Source organism: Yersinia sp. 2542 StPb PI, from assembly GCF_048593855.1.
Lineage (GTDB): Bacteria > Pseudomonadota > Gammaproteobacteria > Enterobacterales > Enterobacteriaceae > Yersinia > Yersinia enterocolitica_E.
This window is the reverse complement of record NZ_JAZGQA010000057.1, coordinates 1-23,551: the sequence shown is the minus strand read 5'-3', so window position 1 is coordinate 23,551 and position 23,551 is coordinate 1. Positions and strand designations below refer to the sequence as shown.

Genomic DNA, 23,551 nt, shown 5'->3' with positions numbered 1-23,551 from the left:
AACATTATGTTCCCTAAGATAAATATAAGCAGGTTGTTATGTGATAAAACGCGGATGAGATATTTTGTCATATTATTGCTAATGGCTTTTCTGCTAATGTCACCACTCGGTTTCGCCGAAAATCGCCCCGGCTTTGTTTGTGGTAAATTTAATGGTCATGTAATGGAAGTGCCCAAGGAATATATTATCTACTGGGCAGAATATGAAGGGAAAAGCTCCTGGACACCTGGCTTTACTAAAAATAAAAAAGGCTGCGATGCCAATTTTACCTCTTTACCCATGATCGCCAGTTGGCCGGATATGCAACCGGGGGATAAATCGAAATGGTATAAACAGGGGCTGGAATATGAAGGGCTAAGAATGCGTGTTGAGCCATTTAAACGATCCGATACCGATATTACCTATAAGCGTGAATTTTTTCTAAGAAAACAAAATGATAGAACCTTTGATCCAGTTGTTTATATCGATAAATTAGGGCTATTTTTCGTTAAAGCCACCAGAAAATTATTTCGGGCAGAACCACAGGATAGGAATAGTCCTTATTGGTTTGATAAGACGATTAATGGTTATTACTGGTCAGAGGTTGAGGGGAAAGTGCCGGTGGTATTTGACTGTATGTGGCTGCCGTTAGAGAAAAGATATTATATCTGTGAGGCCCTTTTTGTGATGCCGGAAATAAGCTCACTTGTTAGCGTCGTTTTTACCATAGAAAAGTTACCACAGTGGAGAGCCATTGTGAGCAATACCCAACAATTTCTTTTATCGCATATTAAACGTTAAGGAAGAACATTATGCTACAGCAAAATAGCAATGCAGGTAAGTTACAACTTAATGCCGCCGATCTGGCTTATGCCCGGCAATTATTGGAATCTCACAGGGAGAGTAAAGACCCCGGCCCGATGTATGATTTTTTAGCCAGCAAAGGCGATCGCTATGCCATATTAGCCAATGGTGTGGCCAGGGGGGATTCTATCGCCGGTGCCATGGCTATTCACAATATGGAAAGTGTGGGGGTCCGTCATAATAGGCCCGTCACTGAAACGGATATTAAGCATATTCGTTATGATATGGCGCACGGCTATCTTGATATCCAGCAAAAGAGGCTGGACGATAGCCTGACAGGCATTATCTATGGTGATATCGGCCATGAGCAAGCCGCATGGTTTCACAACCGTGTTTTTGGTGATCATGGATTACCCGCAGAGGCCTGGACGTTAACCGAGGTTTTCAAGGCGATGACTGAAGATAGTCAGCCAATTTATTGGGAACAAACGTTGAGCACCTGCGGCAGGCCATTTGAAGAACTAAAGCACTCGTTTAAAACCTATCAATTGATGGCTTACAGCTCGTCGTTTGGTCCTGATGATACCCAAAAAAGCTCCCGCCAATGGTTGGACAGAATGGATTCTCTCCCAGGTTACTGGGCGCTAGGGAAAAGTGCCACCAGCCAGCTCTTTAGCTCCGACGAAGAAGTCGCATCAGTCTCAACCGAGATGTGCAATATCGACATCACCATCAATCCAACCCCACAAGCGGTTCAGCGCATTGCCGATGAAGATCAGGCGCGGCGTGATGTCACCAACGGCTATCTGGTGAATAAGCCTACTCACAGTTTCTCCTTTACTGACGGTAGCTTGGATAACACCGATTTTGCCTCGGTGCAGATGGGCGCTATGGCATCGGGCGGTGTTCGCCCGGGTGAAGTTCAGCTTGATCCCAATATCCAGCCCAGCCGCTATTTATCTGATTACTATCTGGAACGACCCAGTTATATGCTGCCGGAAACCGGGCTGTTTGATGCCGCCACCCTCAATGGTTTATCAGCACAAACCACGGTTAACACTTATGTTGACCCGCTGCTACTGGATTTAAGTGGCAAGGGGGTCTCCATGACCGGCATTGAAGATGGGGTGCTGTTTGATACCGATAACAGCGGCACGCTGAAACGCACCGGCTGGGCAGGGCCGGATACCGGTATGCTGGTTATCGATAATGGCAGCGGGAAAATAGATAATATCAGCCAGATGTATTCGGAATATTACGGTGGCACGGCCGGTGTGAAGGGGCAGCCGGGGGAAAAACGCTATCAGGACGGTTTTGCTGCACTGGCCAGTGAAGATGACGATAGCAGTGGTGTCATTGACCGGCGTGATCCAATCTGGCACAAATTGCGTATTTGGCAGGATAGCTCCCATAACGGCAGGGTCGATCCCGGTGAGTTGAAAACGCTGGATGAGTGGGGGATTACGCAAATCAAAGTTAATGCTAACGCGGTTGAGGATAATCGTCAGGGCAATAGGGTGCTGGTGCGTAGCAAGTTTACTATCGAGGGACAGCTACGGGAAGTGCTGGCGGTGAATTTTGTCAGTTCCCCCGTCAGTAACACCGTCACTAAGCGTGGTAAGGAGGGGGCAATTATTCGTTCTGTCACCGCTGAAACGACCACCACCGCTTATGTGCATCTTGCTGATAAAGGCGCCGTGTTATCGGCCAATATTCTGAAAACAAATAATATCTATGGCGGCAGCAGGGATGACATCTTAACCGCCAGCCCTAAAGGGAGCTGGTTAGCCGGGCGTGGTGGCAGTAATAGTTATATTGGTAAGAGCGGCAACGATGTATTTGTTATCAGCGCCAGTGATGATCCAACTCGAATTCGTGGCAATGGCGGGCGCGATACGGTGTTGATTGTCGGCGATAAAGGGGTGGCGCTGAATATGGCGCGCAGTGGTATCACTATTGCGCAGGGCGGCGATGGTGACGACATTATTGTCAGTGGCGGCAATAACAGTGTGTTTATTAAAGGTGGTAACGGCAATGCCACACTGGTCGGCGGTGGCGGTAATGACGTACTGGCCGGTGGCAGTGGCAAGAACCGTATTGTCGGCGGTAGCGGTAAAGCGGTTATTTATGCCGGATCACAGGGCGATACCATCTATGCCGCTGAACAAGGCAGTATTATCCACGCTGGCGGTGGGGCAGATCGCATTTATGGCAATAAGGGCCATGATGTGATTGAAGCCGGTCAGGGCAATGCGCTCATTGATGGTGGCGGTGGTATCAATCTGGTCACCCTGCATGGCAGCTATGCGGATTACGCCATTACCCGCACTGACAGTGGCTACCAGATAAGGGATAGCGTGGCTGGTCGTGATGGCACCCTGACACTGAAAAATATTCAAAAACTGAATTTTGCTGATATCTCTGCGGTGGCGTTGGATTCGAATAATGTGATCCCGGTGGATGATCAGTTACGAATCACTAAATTTGGCAAACCAATTAATCGTAATTGGCCGCAATACATTCCTTCTGCTGATTTGTTGGGGAATGATATGCGTTTTAATGCTGGCGCACCCTTACAAATTGCTGCGCTAAGTGATGCCATCGGTTGTCGGGTTTGGCTCGTTCCGAATGGAGACGTGAAGTTTATACCTGACAACAAATACAGCGGCGTGATGAGTTTTAAATATCAAGTAAAGAGTGCCACCGGCGATCCGGCGATTTCTGTGGTTGATTTATCCAGCGGAGAATCCGCGCTGATGCAGGCAACGGTAACGCTATTAACGCCGGATATCCCTCAAGATCCCTTGGTCGCCAAACAAACTTATTTGAATAAAATCAATGTGATACCTGTCTGGTCTGATTATACCGGTAAAGGTGTGCGCATTGGTCAGTTTGAACCGGGCGGGCAGTTCGCCACCGGCCCAGAGATTTTCGATATTCAGCATCCTGATTTAAGCGCCAATGTTGATTCCGCCTGGCTGGAAACACAAAAGAGCACCGGAACACTGCCTGCCGATGTTTCCAACCATGCCACGATGGTGGCCGGTGTGATGGTGGCGGCAAGAAATAATCTCGGTGGGGTGGGAGTGGCCTATGATGCCACTTTAGGTGGGCACTATCTTAGCAACGAGGGGGCGGATTTTACCACCCTGGGTAAGATGTCCAGTTATGATGTGGTTAATCACAGTTGGGGCTTCGCCCATGATTTTGCTCTGAGTAACTTACCGGGCAACAGTGTTAATTTACCGAATATCCTAAACATGACACTGCAATATGCAGCGGAAAATGGCCGTGGCGGATTAGGCACCATTATTGTTAGTGCGGGAGGTAATCAGCGTGAACAGGGGGGCAGCGCGCAAGGTTCACTCATCAATAACAGCCGCTTTGGTATTCAGGTCGGGGCGGTCAATGCGCTGGCTGATCTTTCCACCCTTCAGCCGCGGTCAGTGCCTTTCTCTAACCCTGGCGCCAGTTTGCTCGTGTCGGCTCCGGGGAGTCAGGTTATTTCCAGCAGCAACCAGCTTGAAACCGAGCGTGGTGCCGTGTTTGGTGCCAGATACAGCACTGAACAAGGAACCAGTTTTGCCGCCCCCATTGTTTCAGGGATTGCCGCATTGATGTTGCAAGCCAATCGCAATCTGGGTTACCGCGATGTGCAACAGATCCTCGCCTTGTCGGCTCGTCGGGTGGATGATTCAGGCACCCAATGGCGCAGCAATAATGCCAAAAATTGGAATGGTGGCGGTATGCATGTGAGCCATGATTACGGTTTTGGTGCAGTGGATGCGCGGGCGGCAGTGCGTTTGGCTGAAACATGGATCCCCCAACAGACCGGTGCTAATCAACAGGTATTGGAGAACAGCTATGATTACCCGGCAGGGGGCAGGCTATCTGCTGGGGAAACAAACGATTCATATCTCACTTTGGTCGATGGTCTCAATGTTGAGCAGGTCGAAGTTGATTTTAGCGCCAATGTAGGTCGTTTGGGGGATTTGACCGTGAGATTAGTCTCGCCGGGTGGCAGTGAAAGTATTTTGGTTGATGGTGTTGGCAGAAAAAAAAGCGCAGATAGCCCCCATGCTACGGATACCGGTAGTACTCTTGCAGGCGATTTTAACTATACCTTTATGTCTACACATCATCGGGGTGAGAACTCGGGTGGGATATGGCGATTAGCGGTTAAAGATGCCAGTAATGGTTTACCCATCAGGTTGAATAGTTGGTCATTACGGCTGTTTGGTAACAATCTGAGTGCAGATGATACCTACTTTTATACCGACGAGTTTGCCGACCAGGCTGCGCGGCAACCCGCCCGCATGCTGCTTGATGATGCCGTTAATGGGACGGTTGGTGGGCGTAATACGCTGAATATGGCGGCGATATCAGGCGATATTAAGGCTAACTTAGCCGGTGGGAATGTGGCACTCGGCGGGGCCAATTTGATCATTCGCTCACCGGAGACTATCCATAATTTGATCAGTGGTGATGGTGACGATCATCTCACTGCGGCTGGGGGCAATAGCTTGCTTGACGGAGGGCGCGGCAGAAATGTGCTGACCGGGGGGGCAGGTAAAGATGCTTTTGTGGTTCGTCAGCGCGCCAATGGCCGGGATGAGATAATCAATTTTGATGCCAACAAAGGAGAAGCTATCCACCTGGTGGGCTTTTCTGGTTTAAAATTTAGTGAGTTAGAGTTGATGCAATTGCGGACCGACACCAGAATCTCACTGCCAGATAAGCAAAGTATTATTATCAAAAATCGACAAGTTAATACGTTCGGGCCACAAAATTTTGTCTTTCAGAATACCTTTAGCGCCCCTGTCGGCTATGTAAACAGCACGGTATTGATAAATGACTCAGCGCCAGCAGAACCCGAGCAAATGGGGATTATGCTCAACGGAGGGGCCAGTGGCATCAGTTTAACTGTTGGGGAAAATGGTAAAATGATTGCCTCACTCGCGGGAACGGTCTATCAGCGTAAGGATGCAGAGCCTGGTGTGTTTGTGGTGTTACAGCAAGAGGGTACATCGGGCTTTGGTAATGCTGTTCGGGGGTTCCGACATGGTATTGATAAAATTGATTTGAGTGCCGTGGGGATTCGGAGTTTTAGTCAATTAACGGTGACGAAAAGAAACGCGGTGATTATTAATGGGCTTGCACTTATCCAGGGAATAAATGTTGACTCTTCAGTACTCAACGCTGAAGGGGAGAGTATCAACCTGATGTATTTGGATGGGTTGGATGTTGAACAACTCGATGCGAACGATTTTATTTTTTCAGCCACTGATGCCATGCAGGCGGATGCCCCCGTTATTGATAACGATGTGGCACAACTGATAACTATAATGCCTGATTTTGTTGATTCTAACCCTGAATTTGCTGGCGTTTATCCACAGCCTAAACTGCCTCAGTTCCTTGCTCATACCCTGACTGCAAGCAGCTATGTGTCATGAGCACGCGATTGGCTACCGCACTTAGATACCCACTCAGTTGAATGGGTATTTTTAATGTGGGTTTTTAATAATTTTGCTTATGGTTTATTTTACCTGCGCGTTTCTTACATCTTTGCCTGCTTCCCAAATGCGGTATTTCACATCAACTCCTTTTGGTACATAAACCACGATCGGTAGGCGACTATTATAGCGCTGCATAGCGGCGTCCCCCAGATTGGCGGCGACAAATTGTGGATGGCGGCTGTTATCAGGGCATGCCATCATCGTCGAAGCGGGTGGTGAGATCTTATCCATTACCAGATAGTCAAAGCCCCAGCCAGATAAGGTTCTGGTTTCCAGCGTGCCGCCGAGCATATGGCGGTTGCAATCAACTTCCAGCGTCTTGCCAATCAGTAACTCTACTTTAAAACGGGTTTCATCTTGCTGTGGTTCAAGGAAAATCACCTGACGGCTCATGCCTTTTTCAGGCTGCGGGTATGGTGCAATTTTATCTAACGGCTGCTGAGGATCGAGTGGCTGGGGTGTCGCCGCCATGGTACTGGCCGATACTGCCATTAGCAGACTGGTTATTGCGATTGGAAGTTTTTTCATGTTTGTCCCTATGATTTATCAGGTAATACCGGCTGCAAAATACCACACAACAAGATGGTAGATTACAGGTGAAATCTGACGTGTTCCCGATGAGGAATAAGCTAAGCTTATGTTTTGGCGGCGTAACAGGCAAGTAATGTGGTGACGAATTGGGCGATAAAATATCTTATGCGGTATATAACCAAGGCCCATCCAGACCTTGGCATCAAAGCTCTATTTCAATATCACCCACCGCCTGGCAGCAACAGGGCAGAATTTCACCGCTCTGAATAAACGCCAGTGGTTGCTGATGATAGCTAACTTCGCCTTTTAGTAACCGCAGGCGGCAAGAGCCGCAATAGCCAGAGCGGCATTGGTATTCGATCGGTACCTGATGGTGCTCGAGGGTTTCCAGCAGATTGCGGCTATCAGCAGGGCGATTAAGTTGAACACCACTGGTGCTCAACGTCACAGTATCCCCGTCATCTTTCAAGCTGCAGGGGTGTTGGCTGCCATCACTTACCCAAGTCATTGAGTTATCTCAACTCCGTGGGTTCATTCTGTTGCCGCCTACCTGCAACTCGAAAGCTATTGGGGATGGATTTCATGGATTACAGCTCGAAATCACTCAGGTCGTCAGCACTGACTTCTGAATCAATTTGACCGACCAGATAAGAGCTGACTTCAACTTCTTGCGGTGCCACCTGTACGTTATCGGAGACTAACCAGGAGTTGATCCATGGAATCGGGTTGGTTCGAGTAGCAAACGGCACACCCAGACCTACCGCCTGCATGCGGATATTGGTGATGTATTCCACGTACTGGCACAGAATCTCTTTGTTCAGACCAATCATTGAACCGTCACGGAACAGGTATTCAGCCCACTCTTTCTCTTGTTGCGCAGCCAGAACGAACAGGTCATAACACTGTTGTTGACACTCTTCGGCAATTTCGGCCATCTCCGGGTCATCTTCGCCAGAACGCATCAAATTAAGAATATGCTGGGTACCGGTTAAATGCAGGGCTTCATCGCGGGCAATCATTTTGATGATTTTGGCATTGCCTTCCATCAATTCGCGCTCCGCAAAAGCAAAGGAGCAGGCGAAACTGACATAAAAACGGATGGCTTCCAGCGCATTGACGCTCATCAGACACAGATAAAGCTGTTTTTTCAGCTCATGCAAATTGACGACGACAGTTTTACCATTAACTTGATGGGTGCCTTCCCCCAGCAGGTGGTAGTAGCTGGTCATTTCGATCAAATCATCATAATAGGCTGAGATATCTTTTGCGCGTTTGAGGATCTCTTCGTTGGTCACGATATCATCGAAAACTATCGACGGATCATTCACGATATTACGGATGATATGGGTGTACGAGCGTGAGTGGATGGTTTCTGAGAATGACCAGGTTTCCACCCAGGTTTCCAGTTCTGGAATTGAGATAAGCGGCAGTAAGGCAACGTTAGGGCTGCGGCCCTGAATTGAGTCCAGCAAGGTCTGGTATTTCAGGTTGCTGATAAAAATGTGTTTTTCATGATCTGGCAGTGCGTTGTAATCGATACGATCACGGGAGACATCTATCTCTTCTGGACGCCAGAAAAATGACAATTGCTTCTCAATCAGTTTTTCGAAAATAGCGTGTTTTTGCTGGTCGAAACGCGCCACGTTAACGGATTGACCAAAGAACATCGGTTCGAGCAACTGGTTATTTTTATTTTGCGAAAAAGTGGTATAGGCCATGATTTCCTCAGGGGACAACAATGCAAGGGCAAATGAAGAATGGCCCGGCGATAACCGTATTTGCGATTATCGCGTAGGGCCAGAACTATAAATCAGATCTTACATGCGCCGCCTTCACAGTCATCATCACCCGGCTGACTTTGAATATCTTCCTGCACATCATCAGCACCGTCGCGGGTGTTTTGATAGTAAAGGGTCTTCACACCAAATTTGTAGGTGGTCAGCAAATCTTTCAGCAACTGCTTCATCGGCACTTTGCCAGATGGGAAGCGGGTTGGGTCATAATTGGTGTTAGCTGAAATCGCCTGATCGACGAATTTCTGCATTAAGCCGACCAGTTGCAGGTAACCATCATTATTTGGCATATCCCACAGCAGTTCGTAAGCATCTTTCAAACGCTCATATTCAGGCACAACCTGGCGTAAAATGCCATCTTTCGAGGCTTTGATACTGACGTAACCACGCGGTGGCTCGATACCATTAGTGGCATTCGAGATCTGCGAAGACGTTTCAGATGGCATCAGCGCAGACAGTGTGGAGTTACGCAGGCCGTGAGTCTTAATATCGTTACGCAGCGTTTCCCAATCGTAGTGCAGTGGCTCGTTGCTGATGGCATCCAAATCTTTCTTATAGGTATCGATCGGCAGAATGCCCTGCGAATAGGTGGTTTCATTGAACCACTGGCAGGCACCTTGCTCACGAGCCAACGCGTTAGAGGCTTTCAGCAAGTAGTACTGAATCGCTTCGAAGGTGCGGTGAGTCAGGTTATTAGCGCTGCCATCGGAATAACGCACGCCATTCTTCGCTAAGTAATAAGCAAAGTTAATCACCCCAATACCTAAGGTGCGACGGCCCATCGCGCCACGCTGTGCGGCGGCAATAGGGTAATCCTGGTAATCGAGCAAGGCATCCAGCGCACGTACAGCCAGTACCGCCAACTCTTCTAAATCGTCAAGGCTATCAATGGCACCTAAGTTGAAGGCAGACAGGGTGCAGAGCGCAATTTCGCCATTCTCGTCATTGATGTCATTGAGTGGTTTGGTTGGTAATGCAATTTCCAGACACAGGTTTGACTGCCGCACGGGGGCAATTTTCGGGTCAAACGGGCTGTGGGTGTTGCAGTGGTCAACGTTCTGAATATAGATACGGCCAGTCGAAGCACGTTCTTGCATCATCAGAGAGAATAACTCAACCGCTTTTACCCGTTGCTTACGGATGCTGCTGTCTTGTTCGTATTGGGTATAAAGGCGTTCAAACTCATCCTGATCAGCGAAGAACGCGTCATATAGCCCCGGTACATCCGATGGGCTAAACAGGGTGATATCTTCACCTTTTAGCAGGCGTTGATACATCAGTTTGTTGATTTGGACGCCGTAATCCATATGGCGCACGCGGTTGCCTTCAACACCACGGTTGTTCTTCAACACCAGTAGGCTTTCAACTTCCAGATGCCACATCGGGTAGAATAACGTGGCAGCACCTCCACGCACGCCACCCTGCGAACAGGATTTCACCGCAGTCTGGAAGTGTTTATAGAACGGGATACAACCGGTATGGAAAGCTTCACCACCACGGATTGGGCTACCTAACGCACGGATACGACCCGCATTGATACCGATACCGGCACGCTGTGACACATATTTAACAATGGCACTGGAGGTGGCATTGATAGAATCCAGGCTGTCACCACACTCGATTAACACACAAGAGCTGAACTGACGAGTTGGGGTACGCACCCCTGACATAATCGGTGTCGGCAGCGAAATCTTAAAGGTTGAAACCGCATCATAGAAGCGTTTCACGTAATCGAGACGAGTTTCGCGCGGGTAGTTAGAGAACAGGCAGGCGGAAACCAGAATGTACAGGAATTGGGCACTTTCATAGATCTCACCGCTGACGCGGTTCTGCACCAGATATTTACCCTCCAACTGCTTAACCGCAGCGTAGGAGAAGTTCATATCGCGCCAATGGTCGATGAAAGTGTCCATCTGTTCGAATTCTTCTGCAGTATAATCTTCCAGCAGATGCTTGTCGTATTTACCCATTTCCACCATTTTCGCGACATGATCGACGAGTTTTGGCGGTTCAAACTGGCCATAAGCTTTTTTGCGCAGATGGAAAATAGCCAGACGCGCAGCCAGATACTGATAGTCAGGCGCATCGCGCGAGATAAGATCGGCCGCTGCTTTGATGATAGTTTCATGGATATCGGCAGTCTTAATGCCATCATAAAACTGAATGTGTGAACGCAATTCTACTTGAGAGACCGAGACGTTATGTAAACCTTCTGCGGCCCAGTCGATGACCCGGTGGATTTTATCCAGATTGATGCGTTCTTTGCTGCCATCGCGTTTAGTAACAAGTAGGCTTTGGTTCATGTGTTCTTGACCTTTTATCCCCGTTCTTCATGTACAAACAGCACAAATTTACACTCTCTATGATTACGAAAATCATTGAGGCTGTAGTGTATTGTTTAGTATGTAAACACTATATGTAGGGGGTGGGTAGTGGATAGATAACAAGATAGTGAGTATTGCGGCTTTTGGCAAGTGAACAAGATCGCTTAATTGTGTGGATAACTTGGGGGTGAATTGTTACGAAACGCTCTCAGACTGCGCCATCACTGGATCTTACCTACTGTCGCTTTGGGGGATAAGATTTTACTGAAAACCTTAAAAAGTGGATCGTTTGCCGGTTTATTAAACATTAGGAAAATCCCCTTCATCTTTCGCGCCGTAGCGGTGTTGGCTATCCTCACTCACCCCAGTCACTTAGTGGACTAAGCTCCTGGGAATTAATGAGCCTCATCCTTGAGGCTCACCCTACGGGCTAGCATAAATGCTGTTCAAATCGGTTCCCGACCAATTTGTTGTTCAGTTGCCGCCTTGCTACAACGCGAAATCTATCGGGTATTGTTTGATTTTTACACTACCCACGCGATGAATTTATTCGCTATCTCGTTGAGTATGCACCATATAATTCACATCAACATTACCGCCAAGCTTAAAACGATCTGTTATCGGATTGTAATGTAGCCCGATAATGTGGCGCTCACGCAACAGGGTTTGATCAACCCAGCCGATAAGTTCTGATGGGCGAATAAATTTTTTCGAATCATGGGTGCCTTTCGGAACCATTTTCAATATATATTCTGCACCGACCACGGCCATCAGCCAGGATTTGGTATTGCGGTTAATAGTTGAGAAGAATACGTGGCCACCGGGTTTGACCAATTGAGCGCAGGCGCGGATAACCGAGGCGGGATCTGGCACGTGTTCGAGCATCTCCATGCAGGTCACCACATCGTAGTGTTGTGGATGCGCTTGCGCGTGGCTTTCAACTGTTTCTTGCACATAATCCAGTTTGGTACCGGTTTCCAGCGCATGTAGGCGAGCCACTTGCAACGGCTCATAGCCCATGTCCAGACCGGTGACGTGTGCCCCTTCCCGAGCCATGCTTTCGGCCAAAATTCCACCACCGCAACCGACATCCAGCACTTTCTTATCAAAAATACCGCCAGAGCGCTGTAAAATGTAATCAAGACGCAGCGGGTTAATGCGATGAAGAGGTTTGAATTCACCTTCTAAATCCCACCAGCGAGAGGCAACTGCCTCAAATTTAGCGATTTCTTGCTCGTCGACATTCTGATGGCTAGCTGTGTTATCTACACGCATGGAGAGTTCTCACTGTTCTGTTTCTTTGCGCAGATTATACATGTTCCCTTTCAATTGACGCAGAATAATACCGTTAAGTTAGGCGGATAAGCCCGACATAAAGTCGTTTCGACAAACATCACGTAGTTTCGCCAAAATCTGGGTTTTGTGATATAGTTTCGTACCTTTAAATCCGGTAATTAGTAGAGGGATAGCGGCTCAATGAGCGACCTTGCCAGAGAAATAACACCGGTCAACATCGAGGAAGAGCTGAAAAGCTCCTATCTGGATTATGCGATGTCCGTTATTGTCGGACGTGCTTTACCAGATGTCCGGGATGGACTGAAACCGGTGCACCGTCGCGTACTGTATGCGATGAATGTACTGGGTAATGACTGGAATAAACCATACAAAAAATCGGCCCGTGTAGTCGGGGACGTTATCGGTAAATATCACCCGCATGGTGACAGCGCGGTCTACGACACAATAGTGCGTATGGCCCAGCCGTTCTCACTGCGCTATATGCTGGTGGATGGGCAGGGCAACTTCGGTTCCGTCGATGGCGATTCTGCTGCGGCGATGCGTTATACCGAAATCCGTATGTCTAAAATTGCTCACGAATTGTTAGCGGATTTAGAAAAAGATACCGTTGACTTCGTGCCTAACTATGATGGTACGGAACAGATCCCCGCAGTCATGCCAACCCGAATCCCTAACCTGTTGGTTAACGGTTCGTCAGGTATTGCCGTAGGGATGGCAACCAATATTCCGCCACATAACCTGTCTGAGGTTATTGATGGCTGTCTGGCCCTGATCGAAGATGAAAACATCACCATTGAAGGGTTGATGGAGTTCATTCCGGGTCCAGACTTCCCAACAGCCGCCATTATTAATGGTCGCCGTGGTATTGAAGAGGCTTATCGTACTGGCCGTGGCAAGGTCTATATCCGTGCCCGTGCTGAAGTTGAAGCTGACGCGAAAACCGGCCGTGAAACCATTATTGTTCACGAGATCCCGTATCAGGTGAACAAAGCGCGGTTGATTGAGAAAATCGCTGAGCTGGTCAAAGAGAAACGCGTAGAAGGCATCAGCGCGTTACGTGATGAGTCTGATAAAGACGGCATGCGTATCGTGATTGAGATTAAACGTGACGCCGTCGGGGAAGTGGTTCTAAATAACCTCTATTCACTGACGCAACTTCAGGTGACTTTCGGTATCAATATGGTGGCTCTGTCCCAAGGGCAGCCTAAATTGCTTAACCTGAAAGACATTCTGGTTGCATTTGTGCGCCACCGCCGTGAAGTGGTGACGCGTCGTACCATTTTTGAACTGCGTAAAGCACGTGACCGCGCGCACATCCTTGAAGCATTGGCAATTGCACTGGCTAATATCGATCCGATTATCGAATTGATCCGCCGTGCCGCCACTCCTGCTGAAGCAAAAGCGGGCTTGATTGCCAATTCATGGGAATTAGGCAACGTGGCATCAATGTTGGAACGTGCCGGTGATGACGCTGCCCGCCCTGAGTGGCTGGAAGCTGAATACGGTATCCGTGACGGCAGATATTTCCTCACCGAGCAACAAGCTCAGGCAATCTTGGATCTGCGTTTGCAGAAACTGACGGGCCTGGAGCATGAAAAACTGCTGGATGAGTATAAAGAGCTGTTGACCTTAATTGGTGAGTTGATCTTTATTCTGGAAAACCCGGATCGCCTGATGGAGGTTATCCGCGAAGAATTGGTTGCTATCAAAGAGCAATATAACGACGCACGTCGTACTGAGATAACGGCTAATACTTCCGACATCAACATCGAAGATCTGATTAATCAGGAAGATGTGGTTGTGACGCTGTCCCATCAGGGCTACGTCAAATATCAACCGCTGACGGATTACGAAGCTCAGCGCCGTGGTGGTAAAGGTAAGTCGGCTGCCCGCATCAAAGAAGAAGACTTCATTGATCGTCTGTTGGTTGCCAATACCCATGATACTATTTTGTGCTTCTCCAGCCGTGGCCGTCTCTATTGGATGAAGGTCTATCAGTTGCCGGAAGCCAGCCGTGGTGCACGTGGTCGTCCGATCGTCAACTTATTGCCGCTTGAGCCAAATGAGCGTATTACCGCCATTCTGCCAGTGCGGGAATATGAAGAAGGCCGTCACATCTTTATGGCGACCGCCAGCGGCACCGTGAAGAAAACCGCTTTGACCGAGTTCAGTCGTCCACGCAGCGCCGGTATTATTGCCGTCAATCTGAATGAAGGCGATGAGCTGATTGGTGTGGATCTGACCGATGGCAGCAATGAAGTCATGCTGTTCTCTGCATTGGGTAAAGTGGTTCGCTTCCCTGAGTCACAGGTCCGTTCGATGGGCCGTACTGCGACCGGTGTACGTGGTATCAACCTCAATGGTGATGATCGGGTTATTTCTCTGATTATCCCACGTGGTGATGGCGAAATCTTGACTGTGACTGAAAACGGTTATGGTAAGCGTACCGCAGTGGAAGAGTACCCAACCAAGTCCCGTGCGACTCAGGGTGTTATCTCCATTAAAGTCAGTGAGCGTAATGGTAAGGTTGTGGGGGCTGTTCAGGTGGCTCCGACTGACCAGATCATGATGATCACCGATGCGGGTACTCTGGTACGTACTCGCGTATCTGAGGTGAGTGTCGTGGGGCGTAATACCCAAGGTGTGACGCTGATCCGTACCGCAGAAGATGAGCATGTCGTTGGTCTGCAACGTGTTGCTGAGCCAGAAGAGGATGATGAAATCCTTGATGGCGAATCATTAGAAGGTGAAGAGGGCGGCGAAGACGATGCTGCACTGAATACACCAGAAGATGAAGATGCTGCTGATGAAGCAGAAGAAGGCGATGCTGAAGATGAGGACGACAACGTATAATGCGTTGTTGAAAACAAGAGCCAGCTTACGAGCTGGCTTTTTTATGGGCTATTGGTAGTGTATTCTGTTGCTCATGCAGCCTGTCTGGCCCTACTTTCCACCCTGGAATCAGATTGAAATATCTCTCTTCATTTCGCACGACACTGAAAATATCCCGTTACTTGTTTCGGGTATTGGCCATTATGTTATGGTCACTTGGTGCACTGTTGACCACTTTTTATATCCTGAACATCCTCAACGAGAAAAAATCTGACATCCGTCAGGAATATAATACTAACTTTGAGCAGGCTCAGAGCTACATCAGGCACTCTGCCGATATCATCCGCGATATCAAATATATGGCGGAAAACAGATTAAATCAGGATTCGGCGAGCAGTGATATCGCTGCTGGCGCTTTTATCAAAAACAAAACGACACCACAATATCATCCGCTTAATACCGGTGCGGATTGTGCTGCACTTAATTCGTCGCGCCACTCTTCATTAAGTTCTCTTAGTAACCTGATTCTGTACTGGAAAGAGAACTTTGCCGCAGCTTATGACCTTAACCGGATATTCTTTATTGGCAGCGACACGCTGTGCATGGTGGATTTCGATATTCGCAATACCCCGATGGAGCAGGAGAGTCTGCTTAAGTCATTGAATGAAAATATTTTAAAATATCGAGATGCAAAAAATCAGGATAAAGACAGCACGTTGTATTGGATAGTACCGGGTGTGCGGCCTGAAATTGGTACCTTATATGTCCTGACCCCCCTCTATGTGGGTAACAAGTTAGAGGCAATGGTGGGTACTGAGCAAACTATCCGCCTGGAGGATTTTATCTCTTCCGGGACATTGCCTGTCGGCGTGACATTACTTGATCAGGATAATGAGCCGGTATTACGGTTAGCAACAGGGGAACGGTATGCTTCGATGTTAGACGATTACCCTGATTCTCCGTCTTATTTTGGCTACGTTGATGACTACAACTCGCTTATTCTAAAAAAGAATTTACTGCCATCAACCCTCAGTATCGCTTATTCCTTGCCGGTTAGAACGATAATAGATACGTTCAAGTTATTGATTTTTAATGCATTTCTTCTGAACGCGCTTTCTGGTGTCGTGATCTTTACTCTGGCGTGGCTATTTGAGCGAAAAATGTTCCATCCAGCAGAAGATAACGCCTTGAGGCTGGAGGAACATGAACAGTTCAACCGCAAAATTGTCGCTTCGGCTCCAGTGGGCATTTCCATTCTGCGCATTAGTGACGGGACCAATATCCTCAGCAATGAATTGGCACATAACTATATTAATTTGCTGACGAACGAGGATCGCGAACGTATTACACGCATTATTTGTGAGCAGCAGGCGAACTTTGTCGATGTCATGACCAGCAATAACAATAATCTACAAATTAGCTTTGTTCACTCCCGTTATCGTAATGAAGATGTGGCTATCTGTGTGCTGGTTGACGTCAGCTCGCGGGTCAAAATGGAAGAGTCACTGCAAGAGATGGCGGCGGCGGCGGAGCAGGCCAGCCAATCAAAATCGATGTTTTTAGCCACGGTCAGCCATGAGTTGCGCACGCCGCTATATGGGATTATCGGTAACCTCGATTTGTTGCAAACCAAAGAGTTACCTCAGGGTGTTGAGCGGCTGGTGACGGCGATGAATAATTCGTCAGGCTTATTACTCAAAATTATCAGCGACATCCTCGATTTTTCTAAAATAGAATCTGAACAACTGAAAATTGAGCCGAGTGAGTTTTCTACCGTGGAGGTGATAACCCATATTACGGCTAACTATTTACCGCTGGTGGTCAAAAAACGCTTAGGTCTCTACTGCTTTATTGAGCCTGATGTGCCACGACAGATGCTCGGCGATCCTGTCCGTTTGCAACAGGTGATTTCTAACCTGTTGAATAATGCTATAAAATTTACAGATACTGGCTGTATTATCTTGGAAGTACGGGTGCGCGGTGATTATCTGGAATTCCGAGTGCGAGATACCGGCGTGGGGATTAATTCACGTGAGATTAACCAGTTATTTGATCCATTCTTTCAGGTCGGAACTGGGGTGCAGCGCCATTTTCAAGGGACTGGGCTAGGTCTGGCTATCTGTGAGAAGTTGGTCAACCTGATGGATGGCGATGTTGAAGTGGTTTCAGAGCTGGGAATGGGCAGTATTTTTGCTATCCGCATTCCATTATATTTTGCCGAAAATGGCAATCGGGCCAAAAATGCCGTGTTACCGCAAAGCGACCGTTGGCAAGGGAAAACCTTGTGGTTGGATATCCGCAATGCGCGGTTGGAAAGCTATTTACTTGATTTATTGCGTCATTTTGGAGCCACGATCCGGCGTTACAGTAATGAACAGACCTTGCAGGAGCAAGTGCTGATTTGTGATTACTTACCGCAAATAAACGCACCTCTATCGACGTGGATTCAAATCTCCATTGAGCACATTGGTCTGCCACAAGAGACGCGTCCAGGCTATTGGTTACTGAGCACATCGACCCTGCTAGAGATTATCCCGCTATTGGACCAGATATTGCTGGAACAACAATTAGTTGAGTGCGCGCCATTACAGTTGCCAGCACCGAAAGCAAATCAGGATGAGAATGCAGACTTGCAAATTCTGGTTGTGGACGATCATCCCATTAATCGCCGCTTGTTAGCCGATCAGCTCACCACCCTGGGCTACCAAGTGATTACCGCGAATGATGGGTTGGATGCTCTGGCAGTATTGAATGCCAATAATGTCGATATTGTACTGACTGACGTGAACATGCCAAATATGGATGGTTATCGTCTGACTCAGCGCCTGCGGCAGTTAAACCATCATTTCCCGATCATTGGCGTAACCGCCAATGCATTAGCTGAAGGCAAACAACGCTGTATTGAAGCAGGGATGGATAACTGTTTGTCCAAGCCAGTGACACTGGATACATTGCGCCAGATGTTGGTTTACTATAGCGACAAAGTCCGCCGTTCACGTTAAAGCCTTCGTACTTGAAGCCGCAGGGGTGTTAGCTGCACTCACGCACCCGAATCACTTACTTATGTAAGCTCATCGGGATTTATTCGTTTGCTGCCTACCTGCAACTCCAATTACTTTGGCTTATGCCTTGGTCTTGAAGCCGCAGGGGTGTTAGCTGCACTCATTACTTGGCCCATCCCTGGGCCTCGCCTCTGCGAGGTCGCTGCAAGCAGCGTTCAAATCTGCTCCTGGCAGATTTGTCACCCGAATCACTTACTTATGTAAGCTCATCGGGATTTATTCGTTTGCTGCCTACCTGCAACTCCAATTACTTTGGCTTATATCTTGGTCTTGAAGCCGCAGGGGTGTTGGCTGTTTAGGTCGTTTGGTTGTTATAACGAGAGTTAATGCATTAATAACTTGAATGGAAAAATGGATAAAAATAAGCCCGATGTCACTGAGCAAATTTTGCTGAGCAAGACCGGGCTTGAGAGTATATCGGTAGATAAAAATTATTGTTCTTTATCAACCTGACTAATGGTTACAGATGAAAGATAGTTTAACAGCGCGATATCATTATCTACGCCCAGCTTCAGCATCGCCGATTTCTTCTGGCTACTGATGGTTTTAATGCTGCGATTGAGTTTTCTGGCGATTTCAGTCACTAAGAAACCTTCAGCAAATAACCGTAAAACTTCACTCTCTTTCGGTGATAAACGTTTATCACCGTAACCATTAGCACTGATTTTCTCTAGCAGTTTAGCCACGCTCTCTGGGGTGAATTTCTTCCCTTTTTGTAGTGCGGCCAATGCCTTAGGCAAGTCGGCTGGTGCGCCTTGCTTTAATACTATCCCATCAATATCCAAGTCCAAAACTGAACTAAGAATAGCGGGGTTATTATTCATGGTCAGAACAATTATGGCTAAATCTGGGTAATGCCTTTTTATATATTTTATCAGAGTGATGCCATCACCGTACTTATCCCCAGGCATGGAGAGGTCGGTAATTAGCACATTGGCATCAAGTTTAGACAAACTGTTAATAAGCGCTGTAGAGTCTTCAAACTCCCCGACAACGTTTACCCATTCAATTTGCTCAAGCGACTTCCGGATGCCAAACAACACAATTGGATGGTCATCAGCAATAATTACATTAAGGTTGTTCATGGTTATGGGTTACCTTGCTGCAACAGTCTGGTGACGAAAGAATCAATTTGACTGATGCTATTTTCGATCTTCAACCGATCGCCATCTGCGATATGCTGTTCTAATGTTTCACATAGCTGTTTGCCAAGTATCAGGTTCAACATAGCAAATACGCCTTTCAATCGATGTGCTGTCTGCGAAAGCGATATGAAATCACGTTGCTGAACTTCAGTATACAGTTTCTTCAGATCTACCGGTACTGTCTCAACAAATAAGGAATAATAGTCACTGGACTTTAGTTGTTGCTCGTAGGTATTTATATCATCAGCAGCAATGGATTCAGACTCTTCAGGTGACTCATCTGATAAGATTCGTTGCTCGATTAATAATAATATTGCATCAATGACAGCGCTGCCCAAATTATAATTTACCCGAATATAATTATCCTGCAACTGCTGTAAACCCACCTCGTCGGAGACTAGCAATAAGGTAAAGTTATCATACTGTTGTGGGTTATCCGTTAAGGTTACATCGTAATCCCGCCCTGGCAAACGATCATCCGCGACAATGCAATTGGCACCGAATGAATTCAATAACGTGGTGATGATTGAACGTACTTCTTCTGAAGTTATATCTAATAGCGCTGTAACTCCGTCCAATAATTTTTCTTGCTCCTCCACTTGTTCATTTTGGATAGCCATGGTTACACGGATAGTATAGCGAGTACCTATATCTACTTTACTGCGAATCTCAAGTTGGCCGTTTAATTTCTTACATAATTGGTTACATAAAAAGAATGTTAACCCCGAGCCATGGTTGTATCGGTCAACCAATGTTTGACTGAGGAAAGGATAATTAAGATTACTGATCTCTTCATCAGAAATACCGACACCAGTATCGGTTATCTGGATAATCAGTTGTTCTGGATGCCCGGGTTCGTGGCCAACATTGAGCGTGATTTTCCCATAAGCTGTGGTGATAACAGAATAATGCAGTAGCAGCGACAGTATTTTACGTAAGATTTTTTCATCGCCGATGTAATCCTGATCGATATTGACATGATAGTGATTAAACAGCGTTAAACCTTTCTGATTTATCGCAGGCAGTACCTCTAGCAGTAGCGCATCGATTAATGCTGATAGAGAGAAGGCTCCCTGTTCAGGCTGCCAGTCCTGAGTCTCCAGCCGCGTTAGGAGGGTAATGTTATCTATCAACTCGGCGATAGTGTCAGTTTGCGCGACCAATTTGGCCTTCAGCGCATGCTGTTGCTGTAAGTCGGTGGTGTTCTGGAGCTCATGGGCTATCTGATTGAGGTTGTTGATAGGTTGATTCAGCTCAATCCCCAGGTTGTGCAACATCAATTTGCGGGCTTGCAGGTTTTTGTCGTATTCACGCCTTGCTTGTTGCAGCTTTTTATTTACCAGTACCTCTTTATCCTGATCATGAAGCAGGAACAGATAGGTTTCTGGTGAAATCTGGCTGCGGAACATCCGAATCTCATAAACTTCATTATTTACCGTGCCCTGAATCACCCCGTGGTGCTGTTCCGCCATATGAGCAATTTTTTGCAGATTTAGATGGGGCATCAGATTATCGGCAATCTGGTTACTGGCGACTACAGTGCTGTTGCTGAAGTTATAGACCAATAACCCTTGTGGCAGGCTGGTAATAATCTCCTGACTCAGTGATTTCTGTGTTTCTAACTGTTCGACCATATCTGCACTTGGGCGCACATATTGGCGGCGCATAAAATAGATGCCTAAAACAGCCAGTACTAGCAACAATATATTGGACAAAAGGAGCCAAAAGTTGTTTCTCAGCAAATCAATGGCTAACCCCCCGACCGGGACACGATAGACAATTTTCAGCGCGGCATTTGCCAGAGGGGCTGAAAATTCTAGCCAGGAACCATTCAATGCCACGCTGGTTGCTACAATGTCCTCGGGCGCCATACCTTCATTAATGGGGGTCTTATCTTGTTGCAGCAAAAAGTTAGAACGCGCCATATTGGAAGGTATTAAGTCATTAATTGGTAAGTCAAAAGCGATAACGGTAGCCAAATGTCCAGGATGGTTAAATGTGGTTCTCAGCGTAAAATAGTAGGCGTTCTGAAAGCGAAATTTACGTAACGGTGAGAAACTTTCACGTTCGTCTAAGGTATTGGCCTGTTGCAACATTTCCGCGCGCCGAGATTCAGCAGCAACGGTCAGGTAACTTTCTTTAAAACGCGAAGTGACTTCTTTTAATGCCTGGGTGGTGATAAGTGTCAGACTATTATCTTGGCCGTTAAGATAATACATCGAGTAGGTATCATTTTGTGACCCCCAATGGCTATCAAGATAGTCAGATATCTGCAAGATCATCGGCAGTGTTGCTGGCTCGTGATTGCCAAAAATAACCGAGTCAGTTTTTCTGCGCGGCTTTTCGATATAGTAAATATCAGGGCGTAGCCGGACCTCTTGTGCGGAGAGGATACTTTTCTCAGACATATTGGGGTTATTGGCTAAATCGTATATCTGATAGGTATGATAGCGGTAATCATCGATACGTTGTTGCAGGCCCGCGGCGATAGTCGTTAGCGCGTATTTTTTTTCTGCCAGATAGGCATTGGTATAGTTGTAGCTATACAGGCCCATCGTGACGAGCAGCAGGACGATAAACAGCCAGAAACAGCGAGTGATATTCGCAGAACTGGTAGATAACGAGTTATTTTGCATAACGATAATGCATATTCCTTGATTAGCGCGTGACGGCTCTGGCGCTGGCAGTGACGGTCAGTAATAGTAACGCCACACAGCCAAAAGCCACCGATAAATTGCTTAATTGTGCGACAAACCCAATTGCCGCAGGCCCGGCTAAAATCCCGGCGTATCCGATGGTGGTAATCGATGCTACCGCCAAATTGGCTGGCATCACGGTTTGATTACCGGCGGCGGTAAATAAGATAGGCACGACATTGGATGCCCCAAGCCCTACGAGCATAAAGCCCAAAAGAGCGGCAATTGAGCTATCAACGCTTATCGCAATGATAATCCCAAGCGCAGCACACAGACTCCCACCTAATAATACCTTGTATCGGCCCAATCCGTTGACAATCCGATCGCCATTCAAACGCCCGAGTGTCATGGCGATGGCAAATACCGCATACCCCATTCCTGCTTGTGAGGGGTCCATACCGCGCAGTGTAGTCAGGAAAACCGCACTCCAGTCAAGCATCGAGCCTTCGGCCAGAAACATAACAAAGCACAGGAAGCCAATAAACATCACCCAACCGCGCGGCAAAACAAACAGTGGCCCGTCATGGGCTTCTCCGCTACCTCGTAGCAAATTCTTATTGGCAGTGAGCAGGAGAACAATCATTAGCACCACGGTAGCGATAATCGCCGCCAATGGGCTTAGCCCCAACCATAATAAAGCACTCACGCCACCGGCACCGGCAATCCCTCCGACACTAAACAGACCGTGGAAACCGGACATCATGGCCCGGCCACTGGCTTTTTCAACAATAACCGCCTGAATATTCATGGCGACATCTATTATGCCCATAGCAGCACCGAATACGAGCAGAGCGAGAGCCATCGTCACCGGGGTATTCATCAGGACTAACAAGGGAAGAGCGAGGCACAGCACTGCCCCTGCCAGTAAAATCACTGGGCGGCAACCCCATTTTGCCGTTAGTACCCCGGTCAGGGGCATTGCCAGCATCGAACCGATACCAATACACAATAGCAGTAAGCCCAACGACGCATCGTTAAGACCGATACGCGCTTTGGCAAAAGGCACCAGAGGGGCCCAAGCGGCCATACCCAATCCGGCAATAAAGAATGCCAGTCGGGTCGAGACTTGCTGTGCAACACCTGGCTGCAATGTTTGTTGGAGTACTTTGGTGGTCATGAGGTATCAGATCTGCGATTGAAACGAACAAGTGATATTGACAGACGTTTCTATCACAAAGAGAAATGCGGGTCGAAGGGATTTGTCTGGATTAGTAGAATAGTTGCTTTTTATATACGGTTGCTGCGGGTACCCCATGACTCTAAGCCCCATATATGCATGGCATAGCTGGCTTCTCTTTAGCTACTCATTAGGCCAAAATGTGGTTTTTATCATCCTAAATACACCTCAGGATAGCCGTATCACTCAATAAGATTGTGGCTTAAAATCAAAAATGATTAGCCGAGGGTTATTTCTAGTAGAGGGTGAACCGTTCAATTATCGATTGTTGATGAATAATTGAACGGTCATCCATAGGGCATTATAATCACTGATCGGATACTTTTAAGCTATTTGTGCTTAAATAAAATCATGAAACTATATTATTCGGCTACTATTTCATCTTGTTAATACGCG

At 47.4% G+C, this 23,551-nt stretch carries 12 protein-coding genes; 4 read left to right on the top strand and 8 right to left on the bottom strand.

Features of this window, described 5'->3' with window-relative positions; translation table 11 throughout:
* Nucleotides 1-54: 54 nt before the first annotated feature.
* Nucleotides 55-780, top strand: a complete 726-nt coding sequence (locus V1952_RS09515) for a hypothetical protein (protein ID WP_420074658.1) — start codon at nucleotides 55-57, stop codon at nucleotides 778-780.
* Nucleotides 781-791: 11 nt separating this feature from the next.
* Nucleotides 792-6,236 (top strand): S8 family serine peptidase, encoded by a 5,445-nt coding sequence (locus tag V1952_RS09510; RefSeq protein ID WP_420074657.1) that lies wholly within the window; start codon nucleotides 792-794, stop codon nucleotides 6,234-6,236.
* Between the two features lie 84 nt (nucleotides 6,237-6,320).
* Here the strand turns inward: V1952_RS09510 and eco are convergent, their stop codons facing one another.
* The 5 genes from eco to ubiG all read right to left on the bottom strand — a co-directional run bounded on the left by eco (nucleotide 6,321) and on the right by ubiG (nucleotide 12,222).
* On the bottom strand, nucleotides 6,321-6,827 hold the full coding sequence (gene eco, locus V1952_RS09505) for a serine protease inhibitor ecotin (RefSeq protein WP_420071480.1): 507 nt from the start codon (nucleotides 6,825-6,827) through the stop codon (nucleotides 6,321-6,323).
* Between the two features lie 205 nt (nucleotides 6,828-7,032).
* Nucleotides 7,033-7,338: a class I ribonucleotide reductase maintenance protein YfaE gene (gene yfaE / locus V1952_RS09500; RefSeq protein WP_420074656.1), complete on the bottom strand. Its 306-nt coding sequence runs from the start codon at nucleotides 7,336-7,338 to the stop codon at nucleotides 7,033-7,035.
* Between the two features lie 79 nt (nucleotides 7,339-7,417).
* Nucleotides 7,418-8,548, bottom strand: a complete 1,131-nt coding sequence (nrdB, locus tag V1952_RS09495) for a class Ia ribonucleoside-diphosphate reductase subunit beta (protein WP_372559446.1) — start codon at nucleotides 8,546-8,548, stop codon at nucleotides 7,418-7,420.
* A 92-nt stretch (nucleotides 8,549-8,640) separates the two neighbouring features.
* The gene (nrdA, locus tag V1952_RS09490) at nucleotides 8,641-10,926 is read right to left on the bottom strand and encodes a class 1a ribonucleoside-diphosphate reductase subunit alpha (protein WP_083158299.1); all 2,286 of its coding nucleotides are present in this window, start codon (nucleotides 10,924-10,926) and stop codon (nucleotides 8,641-8,643) included.
* 567 nt (nucleotides 10,927-11,493) lie between these two features.
* The gene (gene ubiG / locus V1952_RS09485) at nucleotides 11,494-12,222 is read right to left on the bottom strand and encodes a bifunctional 2-polyprenyl-6-hydroxyphenol methylase/3-demethylubiquinol 3-O-methyltransferase UbiG (protein WP_372559445.1); all 729 of its coding nucleotides are present in this window, start codon (nucleotides 12,220-12,222) and stop codon (nucleotides 11,494-11,496) included.
* Nucleotides 12,223-12,423: 201 nt separating this feature from the next.
* Here ubiG and gyrA point away from each other — a divergent pair, with 201 nt between their 5' ends.
* Both gyrA and rcsC read left to right on the top strand, forming a co-directional pair.
* The gene (gyrA, locus tag V1952_RS09480; protein WP_083158301.1) at nucleotides 12,424-15,096 is read left to right on the top strand and encodes a DNA topoisomerase (ATP-hydrolyzing) subunit A; all 2,673 of its coding nucleotides are present in this window, start codon (nucleotides 12,424-12,426) and stop codon (nucleotides 15,094-15,096) included.
* A gap of 113 nt (nucleotides 15,097-15,209) precedes the next feature.
* Nucleotides 15,210-18,077 (top strand): two-component system sensor histidine kinase RcsC, encoded by a 2,868-nt coding sequence (gene rcsC, locus V1952_RS09475; RefSeq protein ID WP_372559444.1) that lies wholly within the window; start codon nucleotides 15,210-15,212, stop codon nucleotides 18,075-18,077.
* Between the two features lie 491 nt (nucleotides 18,078-18,568).
* On the opposite strand, the gene rcsB is transcribed toward rcsC, so the two are convergent.
* Genes rcsB through V1952_RS09460 form a run of 3 tightly spaced genes read right to left on the bottom strand, consistent with a single transcriptional unit; the run spans nucleotide 18,569 to nucleotide 23,095 of the window.
* The gene (rcsB, locus tag V1952_RS09470; protein WP_372559443.1) at nucleotides 18,569-19,222 is read right to left on the bottom strand and encodes a response regulator transcription factor RcsB; all 654 of its coding nucleotides are present in this window, start codon (nucleotides 19,220-19,222) and stop codon (nucleotides 18,569-18,571) included.
* Between the two features lie 2 nt (nucleotides 19,223-19,224).
* Nucleotides 19,225-21,918, bottom strand: coding sequence for a phosphotransferase RcsD (gene rcsD, locus V1952_RS09465; RefSeq protein ID WP_420074655.1), 2,694 nt, complete (start codon nucleotides 21,916-21,918; stop codon nucleotides 19,225-19,227).
* A gap of 22 nt (nucleotides 21,919-21,940) precedes the next feature.
* Complete coding sequence (locus V1952_RS09460) at nucleotides 21,941-23,095, bottom strand: MFS transporter (protein WP_372559441.1); 1,155 nt, start codon at nucleotides 23,093-23,095, stop codon at nucleotides 21,941-21,943.
* Nucleotides 23,096-23,551: the final 456 nt, after the last annotated feature.